The sequence below is a fragment of the Hoeflea sp. CAU 1731 genome (assembly GCF_039888615.1).
Taxonomy (GTDB): domain Bacteria; phylum Pseudomonadota; class Alphaproteobacteria; order Rhizobiales; family Rhizobiaceae; genus Flavimaribacter.
This window is the reverse complement of record NZ_JBDQQS010000002.1, coordinates 101,808-118,379: the sequence shown is the minus strand read 5'-3', so window position 1 is coordinate 118,379 and position 16,572 is coordinate 101,808. Positions and strand designations below refer to the sequence as shown.

The window sequence follows — 16,572 nt, the reverse complement described above, 5'->3', positions numbered from 1 at the left end:
GCGGATGCGAAGTCACAGCCTATTGCGGCTTGGAGACTTTCTGCAACATCAGGAAGAAGGATGGCTGCAGCTTGAAGTCCTCGACGCTTGATTTCGTCACCGCATTCTGTTTCCAGTTGGCGACGAACACCCAGGGCGCGTCTTCCTGAACAATGGCCTGCATTTCCTGGTAGAGTTTCGCGCGCTCCGTCTGATCGGTCGACTTGCGGGCGTTGTTCAGGAGTTCATCGACTTTCGGATTGGAATAGTAGCCCGAATTGAAGCCGCCCTTGTCCGGCCAGGCTTCGCTGCGCAAGGCAAGAAACGGCAGCGTATCCGGATCATTGGTCATCCACGCCATTTCCGCCATGTCAGCCTTGCCTTCAAGTCCGGGATTGACCTTGCCGAGAAAGGTGTTCCACTCGTAGGTTTCGACGTTGACCTTCATGCCGACGGCTTCCAGATCGGCCTGGATGGCGGTGCCCATGGACACCGGATCAAGCATTCCCGAGCCGCCGTCGGTCACATAGAAGGTGATTTCGGCGCCATCGTAACCCGCCTCTGCAAGCAGTGCTCTGGCCTTTTCCGGATCATAAGGATACGGCTCCAGAGCGTCATTGTAGGCCCATGCGAAAGCCGGAGGCGTCGGCCCGGCTGCGACCTGCGCCGTGCCCTGCAGGATGTTTTCGACGAGCGCCTTCTTGTTGATGGCGTAGTTGGCGGCCTGACGCACCTTCTTGTCGGCAAAGGGACCTTCCTTGAGGTTCAGAATGAGGAACCAGAGATGCGGACCGGCCTGTTCGACGACCTTGTAACTGTCATTGTCGCGAAACTGGGCAAGGCTGTCCGGAGGAACCTCCACCATGATGTCGAGGCCGCCCGAGAGCATCTCGGCTATACGCGTATTGGCGTCCGTGATCGGCCGATAGATCACAGCCTCCAGTGGCGGGGCGCCGTCCCAGTAGTCTTCGTTGCGCACGACGACGACCTTGGAGTTCGCCTCCCATTCAGCAAATTTGAACGCGCCTGTGCCTGACGGGTTGCGGCCGAAGTCCTTGCCTTGCGCCTCCACCGCCGCTGGAGAGACCATCAGACCCGGCGTGTAGGCGAGGTTCGACAGAAACGGCGCATAGGGAGCGTTCAGTTTGAACTCGATTGCAAGAGGATCAACGACGTTCACTTCCTCTACCGAAGAGAAGTAGAAAGAGAGCGGAAACGGCCCGGTGTCGTGGAACGGGTGGTTCTCGTCCAGAATCCGGTCGAAGTTGAATTTGACCGCTTCGGCGTTGAAATCGGTTCCATCGTGAAATTTGACGCCTTCGCGAAGCTTGAACGTATATACAGTTCCATCGTCGGAGATTGTCCAGCTTTCCGCAAGCGACGGCTCCACCTCCAGCGTCCCGTCCTTGTAACGGACGAGACCGTCATACACATTCATCAAAATCCGGAAATCGTTGACGGCCGTCACCGTCGCCGGATCCATGGATTTCGGTTCCGCGATCTGCCCGACGACAAGAACGTTCGGCGGGGTCTGCGAGAAGGCGGCTTGTGAGAGCATCAAACTTAGCGCCGCGACGGCGGCGGCCAGAAGCCTTTTCATCGGGTCATTCTCCCTCTGTTGCGATGGTGGGTATTAAACATAAAAATTTTGGCATTTTGCAATGATTTTTCATGATAAATTTTGTATAACAAAAAATCGGGAAGAAATGCTTCACAACTGACTGAAAACAAAACACAATTGGATATGCCCAAAAAACCGGCAATCAACTCAAATCGCCTAAAATCCTTGCTTGACGCGGTAAATGGCTTCGGCGGGAACCCGCAAACCGGAGGGTTCAACCGGATCGGATACAGCGATCCGGATATGCGCGTCCGGCGCTGGTTTGCCGACACCTTGCGCGCGGAGGGCCTGTCTGTGTCACAGGACGGCGTCGCAAACGTCTTCGGACGCTTCGGCCCGGCGGAAGGTCCCTGCATCATGGCGGGGTCGCACCTCGACACAGTGCCGGAGGGCGGCGCCTTCGATGGGACGCTCGGCGTTTGCGCGGCGCTCGAATGCGTTCTCGCCATGAAGGATGCGGGATATGCGCCGGACATCGCCATCGAAGTGGTGGCGACTGCGGAGGAAGAAGGCCGCTTCGGCGGCATGCTCGGGTCGCAGGCGATCTCCGGGCAAATACAAAGACACTGGATCGATCAGGCGGTCGACGCCGTTGGTTTGTCGCTGGTCGACGCCATGGCGCAACAGGACCTCGACGCCTATAGCGCCTTGCGCTGCGCGCGCGCGCCCGGAACCATAAAAGCGTTTCTGGAACTGCATGTTGAACAGGGCCCGGTCCTCGAAAGCCAAAACATCGCCATCGGCGTAGCGGACTCCGTTTCCGGCGTCGTCAATCTGGGCGTTCGACTGGAAGGACGCGCCAACCACTCCGGTACGACGCCGATGGATTTGCGCGCGGACGCCTTTGCCGGCCTGGCGGAACTGGGAGGAGCCCTGCCCTCGATCATCGAACAGCATGGTGATGAACAGACCCGCCTGACGATCGGCAAAGTAGAAATCGAGCCGAATTTTCCGCACACCATACCCGGTCTTGCAGATTTTTCGATCGTCATTCGAGATAGCGACGCCGCCGTGCTGCAGCGCGTGGTCGAGGCGGTGCGCGATCAGATTGGCGCCATTTCCTCGAGACACGGCCTGACCGCAACCATCGATGAACGGAGCCGGCTTGCTCCCGTCGAACTCGACGCATCACTGGTTTTGCTTCTGCGTGAAGAATCAGACCGTCTCGGCTACCCCTCTCTCGTTATGCCGTCCGGCGCCGGCCACGATGCCCAGACCATGCAGGCGCTGTGCCCGGCCGCCCTTATATTCGTGCCGAGCAGAGATGGCGTCAGCCATGCGCCAGAAGAATGGACCGATTGGAGCGCGATTTATAAAGGGGCAAATCTGCTGCTTGCCTCGCTCATTCGCCTTTCTCGCGCAGAGCTATAACGAATTCGCGGAACCTTTATCGGAGATCCGCGTTATCAATGCCTGTCGGATCTCAGCCGGTTCACTGGCTGAATTGCGACTCTGGCAATGTCGCCGCCATCTTGCTGAAGATTGGTTTGATCCTGCATGTCGGCCACACTTGTTTCACAAAGCTCGGCCACGGTTTCGAAACTCTTCACGATTTCGCTTCTGCGTCCCGCCGGAATTGTCAGGAAAGCATGATCGAAGGAAACCCCAATCGGAGACGGCGCATCATCGAGGGCCAACCTGCCCCGCTCGGTGAGGATCGTGTGGACGATGCGTCGGTCGCTCTCGGACCTGTATCGTTCGATCATCCCCTTGAGTTCGAGCTTGTCGAGTATGCCGACCACTGTCGGCGGACTGAGACTGGCCTCTTTGGAGATCGCCCGGCTCGTCACCTCCCCGAGATCACGAACGCATTGCAGGACAACGAGCTGCGGCAGGGTCAGACCAACCGTTCGATCAATTCGGCGAGAGTGGACATCCTGCGCCCGGATGATCCGGCGCAAGGCCTTCTGCAGCGATTTCAGTTCATCGGCCGACATTCTCATGACCTATTGGTTGAACAAAAACCATTAGTGTTATAATCATTTGCCGTCAAACGAAAAGAAACCAAAGGACAACAGAACCATATGTGTGGAATTTGTGGCGAAATCACCTTCGACGGACAAATGGCGTCCGCGTCGCGCATTGAAAACATGGCCAACGCCATGGCTCCGCGCGGACCGGACGGCGCCGGCGTCATGGTGCGCGGCCGCGTCGGATTCGGCCATAGACGCCTCAAGATCATCGACCTGTCGGAAGCCGCGGCCCAGCCCTTCGTCGACACCCATCTCGGCTACGCAATCGCCTTTAATGGCTGCATCTACAACTATCCGGAGCTGAAGGCCGAACTGGAAAGCAGGGGGCACAGATTCGCTTCCACCGGAGATACGGAAGTTATCCTCAAGGCATGGGCCGAATGGGGGCCGGAGGCTGTCGGCAAGCTGCAGGGCATGTTCGCCTTCGCAATCCACGAGCGCGAAACCGACAGGGTCATCCTTGTGCGCGACCGCTTCGGCATCAAGCCGCTTTACCTCGCCGAAACCCGGGGCGCGCTGCGTTTCGCTTCCACCCTGCCCGCGCTTGTCAAAAGCGGCGGTCTGGACACGTCCATCGACCGGATCGCCCTGCAGCACTATATGAGCTGGCACGCCGTGGTTCCGGCGCCAAGAACAATCCTGGCCGGCGTGCGCAAATTGCCGCCGGCGACCATACGCGTCATCGAGCCTGACGGGACTTTCGAGGACACGGTGTACTGGAAACCGGACTTTACGCGCTCGGCGGAAGACGTGCGCCGCGATCCGGAAGAGTGGACCGACATGCTGCTGGAGGCGCTGCGCACCGCCGTTCGTCGCCGCATGGTGGCGGACGTGCCGGTCGGCGTGCTTCTGTCGGGCGGCGTCGACAGTTCACTGATCGTCGGCCTGCTCGCCGAACAGGGCCAGGAACATCTGGCGACCTATTCCATCGGCTTCGAGGAAGCCCATGGCGAAAGGGGTGATGAGTTCAAATATTCGGACCTGATCGCCCACCACTACGACACCAACCACCACAAGATCTTCATCCCTTCAGAGGAAATGCGCGCCAACCTGCCGGCGACGATCCGGGCGATGTCGGAACCGATGGTCTCTTACGATAATGTCGGATTTTTCCTGCTGAGCCGCGAGGTCGCCAAGTCGATCAAGGTCGTCCAGTCCGGACAGGGCGCCGACGAGGTTTTCGCCGGCTATCACTGGTATCCGCCGCTCGCCAACTCCAACGATCCTGTAAGCGACTACGCCGCGGCGTTTTTTGACCGCAGCTATAAGAAACTCGGCGAGCATCTCTCTCAGGACTATATGGCCGATACGGATGAATGCATCGCGTTTGTTCGCGAACATTTCGCCCGCCCGGGCGCCGACGATCCTGTCGACAAGGCATTGCGCCTCGACACGAATGTCATGCTGGTCGACGATCCGGTGAAGCGAGTCGACAACATGACGATGTCCTGGGGGCTGGAAGCTCGCGTGCCTTTCCTCGATCACGAACTTGTGGAGCTGGCCAACCGGGCGCCGTCCGGGCTCAAGCTGGCGCAGGGCGGCAAAGGCGTTCTCAAGGATGTCGCGCGCAGGATCATCCCGAGCGAAGTCATCGACCGGCCGAAAGGTTATTTTCCGGTGCCGGCGCTCAAATACATTGACGGCCCCTATCTCGAAATGGTGCGAGACGCGCTCGGCTCGCAGAGCGCGCGGGATCGAGGCCTCTTCCGACAGGACTATCTCGATGCCCTGTTCGACGCCCCGGCCGAGCACATCACGCCTTTGAGAGGGTCCGAACTCTGGCAGGTGTCGCTGCTTGAGATGTGGCTTCAGGAACAAGGAATCTGAGCACAGTGACAGCCAAGGAAAAGCCCCGCCCGCGCGGCGCCACGGACCATCGTCTCAAACGCATGCGGGAGGCGAATTTGCGTCCGCAGAGCGCGGGCTCGTCCCAACGCACGCCGCAGTCGATCGTTGATTGCGGCTGGGGAAGGCTGATCTTCGCCAACACGTTCCTCGACACCGAATCGATAACCGCGGCCCTTCGCCGCGAGCGTCCAGACCGGCGCGATATCGCCTTCTATGTCCAGGAACCGCAGGTCGCCGTGGCGCTTGCGCCGCAGGAGTTGTTTCTCGACCCATCCCTCACCTATCGCCTCGACCTGACCAGCTACCGCCCTGCCCGCCGCAGGAAACACGCATTCTTCATACGTCGCCTGACAACGGTGAGCGACGCGGAGTCGGTGAATGTCATCTATTCCGAGCTTGGCATGGTCCAGGTGCCACTGGACTTTTTCTGGGAACATCGCGACGCGCGAAAACTGACGGTCCTGGTGGCCGAGGATACCGAATCCGGCGCGATCATCGGCTCGGTCATGGGCGTCGATCACACCCGCGCGTTCGACGACCCCGAGCGCGGCTCGTCGCTCTGGTGCCTGGCAGTGTCGCCAAAGGCGCCCTACGCCGGCATTGGCGAGTCGTTGGTGCGGCGCCTGGCGGAACACTTCCAGGCGCGCGAGGCGGCCTATATGGATCTGTCGGTTTTGCACGACAACGCGCCGGCCATCGGCCTGTACGAGAAACTCGGGTTTCGCCGCGTGCCGGTGTTCGCGGTCAAACGCAAGAACCCTATCAACGAAAAGCTGTTCGTCGGCCAGCAGCCCGACGCGGATCTCAATCCCTATGCGAAGATCGTCGTCAACGAAGCGCGCCGCCGCGGCATTGCGGTCGAAATCGTCGATGCAGAAGGCGGCTTCTTCCGGCTCTCTCACGGAGGCCGCTCGATCCTGTGCCGCGAGGCGCTGAGCGAACTGACGACGGCTGTCGCCATGTCGATCTGCGACGACAAGCGGGTGACCCGACGCATTGTGGAGAAGGCCGGCGTCAAGGTGCCGGCGCAACTGACTGACGACAACGCCAACGCGCGGGCGGAATTCCTGGCTGCACATGGCAGCGTGGTGGTCAAGCCGGCGCGCGGCGAACAGGGCATGGGCGTCGCCGTCGGCCTGACGGACGCGGAGGAGATGGAAGCCGCCGTCGAATACGCAAAATCCCTCTGCCCCGACATCGTCATCGAACAGTGTTTCGAAGGCAGCGACCTCAGGCTGGTCGTCATAGATTACAAGGTTGTCGCCGCCGCAATCCGAAAACCGGCCCGCATTGTTGGTGACGGCGTGAGCGATGTGCGAAAGCTCATCGAGGTGCAAAGCCGCAGGCGGTCAAGCGCGACCGGCGGCGAAAGCACCATCCCGACGGACGCGGAAACCGAACGCTGCCTTGCCAACGCCGAGTTGGGCTGGGAGGACGTTCCGGACCAGGGACGCGAGATCCTGGTCCGCAAGACCGCCAACCTGCACACCGGCGGCACGATCGAGGACGTGACCGCCGAGACCCACCCTGCCCTTATCGAAGCGGCCGTCGCCGCCGCGCGAGCGATACAGATTCCGGTGACCGGCATCGACCTGATGGTGCGCAGCCCGCGCGAACCCGACTACGTTTTCATTGAAGCCAACGAAAGACCGGGGCTCGCCAACCACGAACCGCAGCCAACGGCGGAACGCTATGTCGACCTGATGTTCCCATTCTCCGCCGCCAGCAAAAAACGCCAACCGGACGACGAAACCGAAGAATAGTCAGGCGACAAGCTGCTCGCCAAAGCGAACAGCGTCGAAAGCCTCGGCAATCACTTCCGGACCGGCGTCGGCGGCGGGACCCTTCACCGACAGGATCTGACGATAGCGCTTCGCGCCCGGCATGCCGTGGAACAGTCCCACCATGTGGCGGGTGATGTGAACCATCCGCCCGCCGCCGGCGATATGCCGGGCGGCGTGATCCATCATGGCGTCACGGACCGTCATCCAGTCGACAGGCGGAGAGCCATCGCCGAAAAACCGCCGATCGACATCAACCAGAAGGCCGGCATTGTGGTAGGCGGCGCGTCCAAGCATGACGCCGTCGGTATGAACCAACAGCTCCAACGCCTGATTCAGATTCTCAATGCCGCCGTTTATCCCTATGAATCGACTCGGCAATCGCTGTTTCAGACGAAACACCCGATCGTAATCAAGCGGCGGAATATCCCTATTTTCCTTCGGACTTAGCCCCTCAAGCCAGGCCTTGCGCGCATGCACCCACAGCGCGTCGCCGCCGGCAGCGAATGTGGCGTCGGCCATCGTGTCGAGAGCGGTTTCGATGTCCTGATCATCCACGCCGAGGCGGCATTTGACGGTGACGGGAGGTGAAACGGCCTGTTTCATCGCCGACACGCATTCCGCCACAAGGTCTGGCTCCTGCATCAGGCAGGCGCCGAACCGACCGGATTGAACCCTGTCTGACGGACAACCGACATTCATGTTGATTTCATCGTAACCCATATCGGCGGCGATGCGCGCCGCCTCGGCCATCTTTGAAGGCTCCGACCCGCCGAGTTGCAAGGCGACCGGATGCTCGGCCGGGTCGTACCCGATCAGTCGCTCGCGATCGCCATGGATCACCGCGTCGGCGGTCACCATCTCGGTGTAAAGAAGCGCATGCCGGGTCATTTGCCGATGCAGAAAACGACAGTGCCTGTCCGTCCAATCCATCATGGGCGCAATGGCGAATATACGCGATCGATAATATTGCATTATTCCTGTGTTTTCATGGAGCCAATCGAAATCGTGCGCAGTGGTTTGTAAACCAAATTGCACAGATTAGTATCACTTTTGATCTCTCGGTGCACAAACGGCGCAAGATTCGGTACAAGGCAGTCACCTCACCGTTGCTGCCTACGTCACTGCATCAAGACCTTCGTGAATTCCCCGGCAGGTAATGGGTCAGCGCATCTCCATGCTCTTGATCGACATCGCCGACCTATACCGGCCTGTCGCCTTTGGTGATCTTGAGTGTGCGGCTATCGACGCCCGGCAACATTCTGGCGGGGTCGCGGGTCACAACGACATCAATGATTGAGGGGACGGAGCGTTTCCGGGCGGTCCGACTTGGCAACGATATTTTCGATGGAGGTAAAAAGGCTTGGGCAGTTGCCGCAGAGATTGAATAAACTGAGGCAGGTGCGGCATTGAATGAGGCAGTGCGGATGGTGAGCACCTTTTTGGCATTTGTGCCGCCCCTTCAATTAGAAAGGTCCCTTGCTTTTTCAAGTTAAAAGATCCCGCATGAACAGCGATATCTGCGGTACATAAGTGATCAGCATGAGCGCGGTTATCATGGTCAGGACCGGAATAATGAGCGTCTTGAACATTCGCTGTACCGGCAAATCCGCAACCTGCGCCGCTGCGAACAGATTGACCCCGAGTGGTGGGGTGAACATGCCGAGGGCCAGATTGACCACTACAACCACGCCGAAATGCACCGGATCAACCCCGAAAGAGATGGCCACCGGCGTCAGGATCGGCGCGAGCACCAGGATCGCTGCCGCCGTCTCAATAAACATGCCGATGAAAAACAGCAGGACGTTGATTGCCAGCAGGAATGTCAATGGCGAAGAAAATGTTTCCTTCGCCCAGTCCCCGATAGCGTTCGGCATCCCCGATAGAGAGATCAGGAAGCTGAAGAGTGCAGCCGCAGAAATGATGAGCATGACCGCTCCCGAGGTGACTGCCGCGCCTCGGAAGAGTTCCGGGAGGTCGGCGACAGACATCTCCCGGTACACGAAGAGGCCAAGAACCAGCGCGTAAACAACTGAGACCGCCGCAGCCTCGGTGGGGGTAAAAATACCTCCGTAGATGCCGCCAATAATGATAACGGGCATAAGCAGAGCCCAGAAGGCGTGAAGGAAGGAGCCTAAGATGGGCTTGCGATCGTCTCCGTCGTCCTGACCGTAACCTTTCACACGACACCAGACTTGCACCATGACGAGCAGCGCGCCGGCGACCAAAAGCCCCGGCCCGAGCCCGGCGATGAAGAGCTGTGTGATCGAGGTTTCGGTGGACACGGCAAAGAGGATCAGTGGCACCGACGGCGGGATGATGACGCCTAGTTCCGCGGAGGAGGCCTGCAATGAGGCGGCCATGGGCGCCGGATAGCCATGCCGGACCATCGCCGGAATAAGGATCGAACCGATGGCGAAGGTCGTCGCGACCGATGAACCCGAAATCGCAGCGAATATCATGCAGGCCAAGATCGTGGTCGAAGCCAACCCGCCTTGCATCCCGCCCACCACTGACTTCGCAAAATCAACCAGCCGGTGGGAAATGCCGCCGCGTGTCATCAGGTTGCCGGCAAGAATGAAAAAAGGCACCGCCATCAAGGGAAAGCTGTCGAGCCCCGTAAACATTTTCTGTGGCACAACGAGAAGCGGCAGGTTCGAGAAGAATGTGATCCCGAAGATCGAGGCCAGTGCGATGGCGATGGCGACCGGCACGGAAAGGGCGAAGAACAGTATCAGCGAAAGTGCAAGAGCGGCGTTCATTTGATCGTCTCCCCATGATCGCCCTCGTCAAGCTGGCCAATGTGGCCGCGCTCTGCGTCAAGATGCGACAGAAAGAGCCCGAAGAGCGCCAGGGCGGAACCGATGGGTACTGCGGCGTAGAACCAGGCAACGGAGATTCCGATCATCGCGACTTGCTGATCCATGACTCTCAGTGTCATCTTGTAGCCATACCAGATCAGCACCAGCAGCACAGTTGCAATGGCAGCTGTAACGAAACGGATCAACCAAAGCTGGACGCGCTTCGGCATCACCTCGCGGATCACGTCGATCGGGATCATCCGGCCCAGGTAGAGCGCCGGACCGGAGACCAGAAAGACCATCCAAATGATCACCGCGCGGGCCAGGACCTCGGTCCAGGTAGCCGAATGGCCGATCACGAAACGGGTCACCACCTGATAGAAGACCAGGGCCGAAGCCAAGGCGAGCAGAAGCGCCGCAAAATTGTGAATCACGGAAACAAGTCTGCCGGCAAAGCGTTCCAAAGTATTCATGGGTCCTCCTCCCGGTTGAGCGCGCCGCCCGAGAGTTGTCGGGCGGCGCAGTCTGGCCTTACTTAGCGGCGCGGATCCGCTCGATCAGGTCGGCGCCGTATTGCTCGGCAAACTGCCCATAGGCCGGCTGGACCGCGGCGGCGAAAGCGGCCTTGTCCACATCCGTTATCACTTCCATGCCGTTTTCACGCAGCAAGGCTACGCCGGACTCTTCATTGGCGCTGACAGTGGCACGGGCGGCTTCGGCGGCGGCTTTCGCGGCATCGCGCATCCAGCCTTTCTCTTCCTCGCTCAGTCCGTCCCAGTGGATCTTCGACATCACCACCACGGCGGGGGAATACACATGGCCCGATAGGGTCAGGTACTTCTGGATTTCCCACATGTTATTGGCGGTTAGCACCGGGATCGGATTCTCCTGACCGTCGATGGTGCCCTGCTGCAGCGAAGTCAGCACCTCGGTCCAGCTCATCGGCGTGGGCGAGGCGCCTGCCGCCTGAAACGCCGCGATATGCACCTGGTTCTCCATGGTGCGCAGCTTCAGCCCCGACAGGTCCTCAGGCGTCTCGATGGGATGAACCGAGTTGGTGATATGGCGAAAACCGTTCTCGGCCCAGGCCAGGCCCACCATGTCGTGACGCTCGAATTCCGCCAGCAGTTCCTGCCCGATCTCACCGTCCAGCACGCTGCGGGCGTGGTCGTAGCTTTCGAACAGGAACGGGAAGTCCAGTGCGTACACGGCAGGCACGAAGTTGCCGACCGGGCCGGTTGATGAGATGGTCAGCTCGATCGAGCCGATTTGCAGCCCCTCCAACACATCGCGCTCGCCACCCAGGGCGCCCGCGGGTTTGAGATTGATAGTGATGTCACCGCCGGACAGCTCCTCGATTTTTGCAGCAAATGCTTTGCCCGCATCGCCATAGTGAGAGTTGAGCGGCGGCGTGAAGGCCAGGTTCATGTCCTTTGCTGAAACCGCCGAGGCGGCCAGTCCGCCGGCTAGGGCCAGGATGGCCAGGGTCGAATTTAAAAAGCGCATAAGCATTCCTCCAATGCGTTGGGTTGAATTTGGGCAATTGCCCTGGTTGAACTTGGGAATTCTGCGGCTGTCGGTCAGGTGATCCGTTCGACGCTTGCGGCGATTTCATCATCGTCGAAGCAGCGCTTCCAGTCGTCCTTCATCAGGACGGGAAGGCCGAATTCGATAGCCTTGTTCGCTGCGTCCGAGAACACTCCCTTGTGTTCATCGAACATGACGGCGCCCATGATGTTCATGTGGCCCAGCAGGAAGTCCTTGGCGCAATCGTAGCTGACGCCTTTCTTGACCACCTCATCCATCGCCTGACGCAGCACCAGCATGAGCGAGCCGTTGACGGTTTCCGACAGGCCCGGTTCCAGCAGAGCGAATTGCTTCAGCGTCACACGGTGCGAACGGACGACAGGCGCGTAGATCGCCTTACCGACGCGCTCGCCGAGCTCGTAGTCTTCCTCCGGCCCTTGAATCAAGACATTGACGATGCCCTGTTTGGCCGCGATGCCGCCAAAGTAGTCCTTATTGGCGTTGGGGTCGGTTTCGTCGTTCCAGATCGGCGGATGGCAGGGATGGGACATGAAGTAAGTGACGTCTGCGCGCTCAGGCAGGCGCCCGGCAAATGGCGCAGCGCCATCGAGACAGAAAATCATCGCGCCGGATTTCACCCGGTCGATGATACCGGTGGCAACTTTGCCAATCACCGTGTCAGGCACGGCAAGGACGATGATATCGGCATCCGGCGCTACGTCGGCCGCGTTCACGGCGATCACGCCGAGTTCCGAGGCAAGTCGAGCACGGCCTTCCTCGGACACCTCGATATGCGATGTCTCGAATGCTTCGGATTTAAGAAGATTCGCTGAGAGCCGCATCCCCATCTTTCCACCTGCACCAAACAACGCCAACTTCATGCTGTTTCCTCCTTAAAGATCTGGATCTGCGATGCGCCGATGCGCCGATGCGCCGATGCGCTTGACAACTGGTATGATCAGATACTAACATACTCATTATGTCAAGCCCCGTATCATATTCACTGTTTTCTGAGCCAACACCGCAGCCGGCAGAGTCCCTCCCTAAGGGACTGCTGGTGGCCTGGTATGGGGATGATTTCACAGGCGCCGCCGCCACTATGGAGGTGCTCGCCTTCGCAGGACTGCAGTCGATGCTGTTCCTGGAACCTCCGACGGAGGAGCAACTCGCCCGCTATCCGGACCTGCGCGGGATAGGCGTTGCATCGACGGCGCGGACTGCGTCTCCGACCTGGATGAGGGAGGAACTGCCGAAAGCGTTCACACGACTGGCCGAGTTGAACCCGGCCATCTTGCACTACAAGGCCTGTTCGACACTGGATTCTTCACCCGAGATCGGTTCCATCGGTTGCGCGACGGAGATCGGCGCCGCCTTGACCGGGACGCGAACCGTCCCTGTGCTGATCGCCGCCCCGCAAATGAGACGCTACCAGGCCTTCGGGCAACTCTTCGCGGGCCACGGACGTGGCGTTTATCGACTGGACCGACACCCTGTGATGTCCAGGCACCCCGTCACGCCGATGTCCGAAGCGGATGTGGCTGTGCACATCGCGCGGCAATCGGAGTGGATCGACGGTGCAGTGCTGACCCTTGAGGACTTGCCCAAGATCACTTCGCTGGGAACTTTCGCTTCAGCCGATACCGGGCGCATTGCCGTCGTCAGTCTTGACTGTCTCGATGCCGCCTCGGAGGCTGAGGCCGGACGAATTATCTGGGACGGGCGGGAGGCCAGCCCCTTCGTGGTCGGTTCTCAGGGAATCGAATTTGCGCTGGTCAGACATTGGCGAAACATTGGCGCGCTTCCTTCCGCAGTAGATCCGATCGGCATTGGCCGCGCGAAGAGAATGGTCTCCGTTTCCGGTTCAGTTTCGCCGACAACCGCCGAACAGATTGCTTGGTCCAAGGACAACGGATTTGCCTCCATCGCCTTTGACGTTTTCGCCGCCTGCAGCAGCGCAGCGACGCTGAAGCAAGAGATAGTACGCGTTTCGGAGATGGCTGTAGCCGCGCTGAACGATGGACGTGATCCGTTGATCCATACCGCCGAAGGCCCCGACGACCCCACAGTTGAGCGATTGCGCAACGCCATCCGGGGAGTTGGCATCGACCTGGGCGAAGTGAACCAGCGCATTGGTGAGGCTCTCGGACAAGTCCTGCGCAACGTGCTGACCCGGACTGACACCCGCCGTGCGGTCATCTCGGGCGGGGACACTTCGGGACATGCGACCCGGCAACTTGGTGTTTACGCCTTGTCGGTCCTAGCCCCGACAATTCCCGGAGCCTCGATTTTCAAGGCGCACGCAGATGGCGCAATGGACGGACTCGAACTTGCATTGAAAGGCGGACAGATGGGTAGCCCTGATTACTTCGGCTGGGTCCGCGATGGGGGAGGACCAAGATGACCCGCATAACCGCGACCTACGAGTTGGAATCGCCCCTCGGAATTGCCAGGGGGGCGGAAGTTCTGGCGAGTGAACAGTCGACCGGCTCATTCGGCAAGATCGCCCACGACACCAATGAGATCCGTGTCCGCAACGGTGCGCGGATCGAGAGCCTGGAGGTGACAAGCACTTCGCCCACCCCGTCGCTACCCTGTCGAATCGACGCAGCCAGCTACGAGCGCGGAACTGCCCGCATCAGCTGGCCGATGGAAAACTTCGGCGCCTCGCTGACCACACTGCTGTCCACCCTTGCCGGCAACCTTTTCGAACTGGCGGAACTCTCCGCCATTCGCCTGACAGAGATCGGACTGCCGTCCGAATTCGCAGCGACCAACCCGGGACCCCAGTTCGGCGCTCCCGGCACCCGCGCCGCCCTCATAGGCAGCGAGGGACCGATGATCGGCACAATCATCAAGCCCTGTGTGGGTCTGGGGCCAGAGGAGACTGCAGCGCTTGTGAAGACGCTGGCCGAGGCCGGAATCGATTTCATCAAGGATGACGAGCTTCAGGCCAACGGTCCGCACTGCCCGCTGGACCAGCGCGTGGCCGCCGTCATGCGCGTGTTGAAGGACTACGAGGAGCGTACCGGTAAGCGCGTCATGTACGCCTTCAACATTACCGACGAGATCGACACTATGTGGCGCAATCTCGACCTGCTGACCGAGCACGGTGCTAATTGCGCCATGGTTTGCGTGAGCTCGGTCGGGATGAGCGGCCTTCGAGCCGTACGCGAACGCAGTCCCCACATCCTCCACGGCCATCGCGCCGGCTGGGGACTATTTTCCCGCTCGCCCGATATCGGCATCGGTTTCCCTGTCTGGCAGAAGCTCTGGCGATTGGCCGGAGCGGATCACCTCCATGTCAACGGGCTGGGCAGCAAGTTCACCGAGGCCGACAGTGTGGTCGCGCAGTCCGCGCGGTCGGTACAGGCGCCAGTGTTCGAAGATGGCGGACCGGACTACGCCGCTGTGCCGGTCTATTCCTCGGCCCAGACCGCGTGGCAGGTCGCCCCGGCGCGGGACGTTCTTGGCAACGACGACTTCATCTTCTGCGCCGGAGGAGGGATCCAGGGACATCCGGACGGATCCGCGGCCGGCGTGATAGCATTGCGCCAGGCCGCAGAGGCCGCACGGGATGGCATCCCTGTCGAAACCCACGCTGAAGCTCGCGGCGAGTTGAAGCATGCGCTTGAAACCTACAAACGCCCAGAGCCCGAAACGCTCTGACGCGCTTCAAACAAGGCCCCCCATGCTGAATGCGATCGCCCTGTTATTCGTTCTTCAGCTTGTCGGAGAGGTCAGCGCTCGTAGCATGGGCCTGCCCGTCCCCGGCCCGGTGATCGGGTTCGCCCTGCTGGCATCCCTGTTGACGGTCAGGCCGGATGTCTTGCTGAAGATCGAGGGTACGGCTCGGACGATCCTGGCGCACTTGTCGCTCCTCTTTGTCCCTGCGGGCGTCGGCGTTGTTGCGAACATCGACGTCCTTGCGGACAACTGGCTGCCAATAACGGCAGTGCTGGTGCTAAGCACGGTCTTCGCCATGCTGGTCAGCGTCTACACATTCCTCTTCGTGGAACGCCTCGCTCGTGCGCCGGAGGGCACGCAGGATGGGTGATCCCGCCAAAATCTGGAGCTACCTGACAACCGAGCCGCTCTGGTGGCTGAGTTGCACGATCGTAATCTATCTCGCAGCCGACCAGGTGTCGAAGCGGGTCGGGCGCCACGCCTTGGCGAACCCGGTTCTGATGGCAGTTTGCGTGATGGCCGTGGTCCTGTGGATGACCGAGACTCCTTACTGGCGATATTTCGAGGGCGCCCAGTTCATCCATTTCCTGCTTGGGCCGGCAACAGTGGCGCTGGCGATACCGCTTTATTCCAACCGCTCGACGATCCGCAGGCTCGTTTTGCCGATGGTGGCCGCACTCGTCGCAGGATCCGTGGCTGCGGCAGTCTCGGCGGTAGGGCTCTCTGTTGCCTTCGGCCTTCCGGAGCAGGTCGTTGTCTCTATCAGCCCCAAATCGACGACCGCGCCTGTGGCGATCGGCATCTCGGACGCACTTGGCGGCCTAACCTCGCTGACCGCAGTGCTTGTGATCCTTACAGGCATCATAGGCGCGGTGATCGTCACGCCTTTGATGAACGGCCTCCGGATACGGGATTGGCGTGCGCGCGGCTTTGCAGTCGGTGTAGCCGCTCACGGAATTGGCACTGCGCGCGCCTTTCAGGTCAACGAGGTCGCGGGCGCTTTCGCCGGTATCGGCATGGCCCTGAACGCTTTGGTGACGAGCGTTCTCGTTCCATTCGTACTCGGCCTATTTCTGTGATTCTGCATCCATCGAACTCGCAGTCGGTGATCATCCGGAATACCCAAAGGACACCTGCATCCACCTCCTTTGTATGCATTAGGATCGAGTTGGCGCTGGAATTGACTGCACCGGACCTAAACGACAGCTTTGCGCCAATGAAACCAAAAACCTGTCGGTCAACTTCTGGCCCCACGTGCGCGACGACTTCTAGCGCCTCGAATCTGAACTTCGTTACATCCTGCAGCACGTTTTTCTCGAACTTCAGATTCGATATAGGCATTAGCAAGATTATGATTC

14 protein-coding genes are annotated in these 16,572 nt (G+C 60.0%); 7 read left to right on the top strand and 7 right to left on the bottom strand.

Annotated elements, in window-relative coordinates:
* Positions 1–19: 19 nt before the first annotated feature.
* Entirely contained in the window at positions 20–1,579 is a 1,560-nt protein-coding gene (locus tag AAFN47_RS04655; protein WP_499808052.1) for an ABC transporter substrate-binding protein, read from the bottom strand.
* A gap of 144 nt (positions 1,580–1,723) precedes the next feature.
* Between AAFN47_RS04655 and AAFN47_RS04650 the strand changes: the two genes are divergently transcribed.
* Complete coding sequence (locus AAFN47_RS04650) at positions 1,724–2,971, top strand: Zn-dependent hydrolase (RefSeq protein ID WP_499808051.1); 1,248 nt, start codon at positions 1,724–1,726, stop codon at positions 2,969–2,971.
* A 35-nt stretch (positions 2,972–3,006) separates the two neighbouring features.
* Here AAFN47_RS04650 and AAFN47_RS04645 read toward each other — a convergent pair whose 3' ends face one another.
* Positions 3,007–3,537 (bottom strand): MarR family winged helix-turn-helix transcriptional regulator, encoded by a 531-nt coding sequence (locus AAFN47_RS04645; protein ID WP_499808050.1) that lies wholly within the window; start codon positions 3,535–3,537, stop codon positions 3,007–3,009.
* Positions 3,538–3,624: 87 nt separating this feature from the next.
* Between AAFN47_RS04645 and AAFN47_RS04640 the strand changes: the two genes are divergently transcribed.
* Complete coding sequence (locus AAFN47_RS04640; RefSeq protein WP_499808049.1) at positions 3,625–5,400, top strand: N-acetylglutaminylglutamine amidotransferase; 1,776 nt, start codon at positions 3,625–3,627, stop codon at positions 5,398–5,400.
* Positions 5,401–5,405: 5 nt separating this feature from the next.
* Entirely contained in the window at positions 5,406–7,184 is a 1,779-nt protein-coding gene (gene ngg / locus AAFN47_RS04635; protein WP_499808048.1) for an N-acetylglutaminylglutamine synthetase, read from the top strand.
* Here the strand turns inward: ngg and dusA are convergent, their stop codons facing one another.
* The 5 genes from dusA to AAFN47_RS04610 all read right to left on the bottom strand — a co-directional run bounded on the left by dusA (position 7,185) and on the right by AAFN47_RS04610 (position 12,411).
* Complete coding sequence (gene dusA / locus AAFN47_RS04630) at positions 7,185–8,177, bottom strand: tRNA dihydrouridine(20/20a) synthase DusA (protein ID WP_499808047.1); 993 nt, start codon at positions 8,175–8,177, stop codon at positions 7,185–7,187.
* Between the two features lie 512 nt (positions 8,178–8,689).
* Positions 8,690–9,964, bottom strand: coding sequence for a TRAP transporter large permease (locus tag AAFN47_RS04625; RefSeq protein ID WP_499808046.1), 1,275 nt, complete (start codon positions 9,962–9,964; stop codon positions 8,690–8,692).
* Positions 9,961–10,476: a TRAP transporter small permease gene (locus AAFN47_RS04620; protein ID WP_499808045.1), complete on the bottom strand. Its 516-nt coding sequence runs from the start codon at positions 10,474–10,476 to the stop codon at positions 9,961–9,963. Before AAFN47_RS04620 ends, AAFN47_RS04625 begins: the two co-directional genes overlap by 4 nt.
* A 58-nt stretch (positions 10,477–10,534) precedes the next feature.
* A complete protein-coding gene (locus AAFN47_RS04615) occupies positions 10,535–11,509 on the bottom strand; it encodes a TRAP transporter substrate-binding protein (RefSeq protein WP_499808044.1) in 975 nt (324 codons plus the stop codon).
* A gap of 74 nt (positions 11,510–11,583) precedes the next feature.
* Positions 11,584–12,411: a phosphogluconate dehydrogenase C-terminal domain-containing protein gene (locus AAFN47_RS04610; protein WP_499808043.1), complete on the bottom strand. Its 828-nt coding sequence runs from the start codon at positions 12,409–12,411 to the stop codon at positions 11,584–11,586.
* A 176-nt stretch (positions 12,412–12,587) separates the two neighbouring features.
* On the opposite strand from AAFN47_RS04610, the gene AAFN47_RS04605 reads away from it, so the two are divergent.
* Genes AAFN47_RS04605 through AAFN47_RS04590 form a run of 4 tightly spaced genes read left to right on the top strand, consistent with a single transcriptional unit; the run spans position 12,588 to position 16,293 of the window.
* Entirely contained in the window at positions 12,588–13,931 is a 1,344-nt protein-coding gene (locus AAFN47_RS04605) for a four-carbon acid sugar kinase family protein (protein WP_499808042.1), read from the top strand.
* Positions 13,928–15,196, top strand: coding sequence for a ribulose-bisphosphate carboxylase large subunit family protein (locus AAFN47_RS04600; protein ID WP_499808041.1), 1,269 nt, complete (start codon positions 13,928–13,930; stop codon positions 15,194–15,196). Before AAFN47_RS04605 ends, AAFN47_RS04600 begins: the two co-directional genes overlap by 4 nt.
* Positions 15,153–15,584: a CidA/LrgA family protein gene (locus AAFN47_RS04595; protein WP_499808040.1), complete on the top strand. Its 432-nt coding sequence runs from the start codon at positions 15,153–15,155 to the stop codon at positions 15,582–15,584. The genes AAFN47_RS04600 and AAFN47_RS04595 overlap by 44 nt, the downstream gene beginning before the upstream one ends.
* Positions 15,577–16,293 (top strand): LrgB family protein, encoded by a 717-nt coding sequence (locus AAFN47_RS04590; RefSeq protein WP_499808039.1) that lies wholly within the window; start codon positions 15,577–15,579, stop codon positions 16,291–16,293. Before AAFN47_RS04595 ends, AAFN47_RS04590 begins: the two co-directional genes overlap by 8 nt.
* Positions 16,294–16,572: the final 279 nt, after the last annotated feature.

What these genes read in the sequence shown, in the direction of transcription:
- AAFN47_RS04655 (WP_499808052.1), bottom strand. Translation starts at nt 1,579, where the DNA reads ATGAAAAGGCTTCTGGCCGCCGCCGTCGCGGCGCTAAGTTTGATGCTC.
- AAFN47_RS04650 (WP_499808051.1), top strand. Translation starts at nt 1,724, where the DNA reads ATGCCCAAAAAACCGGCAATCAACTCAAATCGCCTAAAATCCTTGCTT.
- AAFN47_RS04645 (WP_499808050.1), bottom strand. Translation starts at nt 3,537, where the DNA reads ATGTCGGCCGATGAACTGAAATCGCTGCAGAAGGCCTTGCGCCGGATC.
- AAFN47_RS04640 (WP_499808049.1), top strand. Translation starts at nt 3,625, where the DNA reads ATGTGTGGAATTTGTGGCGAAATCACCTTCGACGGACAAATGGCGTCC.
- dusA (WP_499808047.1), bottom strand. Translation starts at nt 8,177, where the DNA reads ATGCAATATTATCGATCGCGTATATTCGCCATTGCGCCCATGATGGAT.
- AAFN47_RS04625 (WP_499808046.1), bottom strand. Translation starts at nt 9,964, where the DNA reads ATGAACGCCGCTCTTGCACTTTCGCTGATACTGTTCTTCGCCCTTTCC.
- AAFN47_RS04620 (WP_499808045.1), bottom strand. Translation starts at nt 10,476, where the DNA reads ATGAATACTTTGGAACGCTTTGCCGGCAGACTTGTTTCCGTGATTCAC.
- AAFN47_RS04615 (WP_499808044.1), bottom strand. Translation starts at nt 11,509, where the DNA reads ATGCGCTTTTTAAATTCGACCCTGGCCATCCTGGCCCTAGCCGGCGGA.
- AAFN47_RS04610 (WP_499808043.1), bottom strand. Translation starts at nt 12,411, where the DNA reads ATGAAGTTGGCGTTGTTTGGTGCAGGTGGAAAGATGGGGATGCGGCTC.
- AAFN47_RS04600 (WP_499808041.1), top strand. Translation starts at nt 13,928, where the DNA reads ATGACCCGCATAACCGCGACCTACGAGTTGGAATCGCCCCTCGGAATT.
- AAFN47_RS04595 (WP_499808040.1), top strand. Translation starts at nt 15,153, where the DNA reads ATGCGCTTGAAACCTACAAACGCCCAGAGCCCGAAACGCTCTGACGCG.
- AAFN47_RS04590 (WP_499808039.1), top strand. Translation starts at nt 15,577, where the DNA reads ATGGGTGATCCCGCCAAAATCTGGAGCTACCTGACAACCGAGCCGCTC.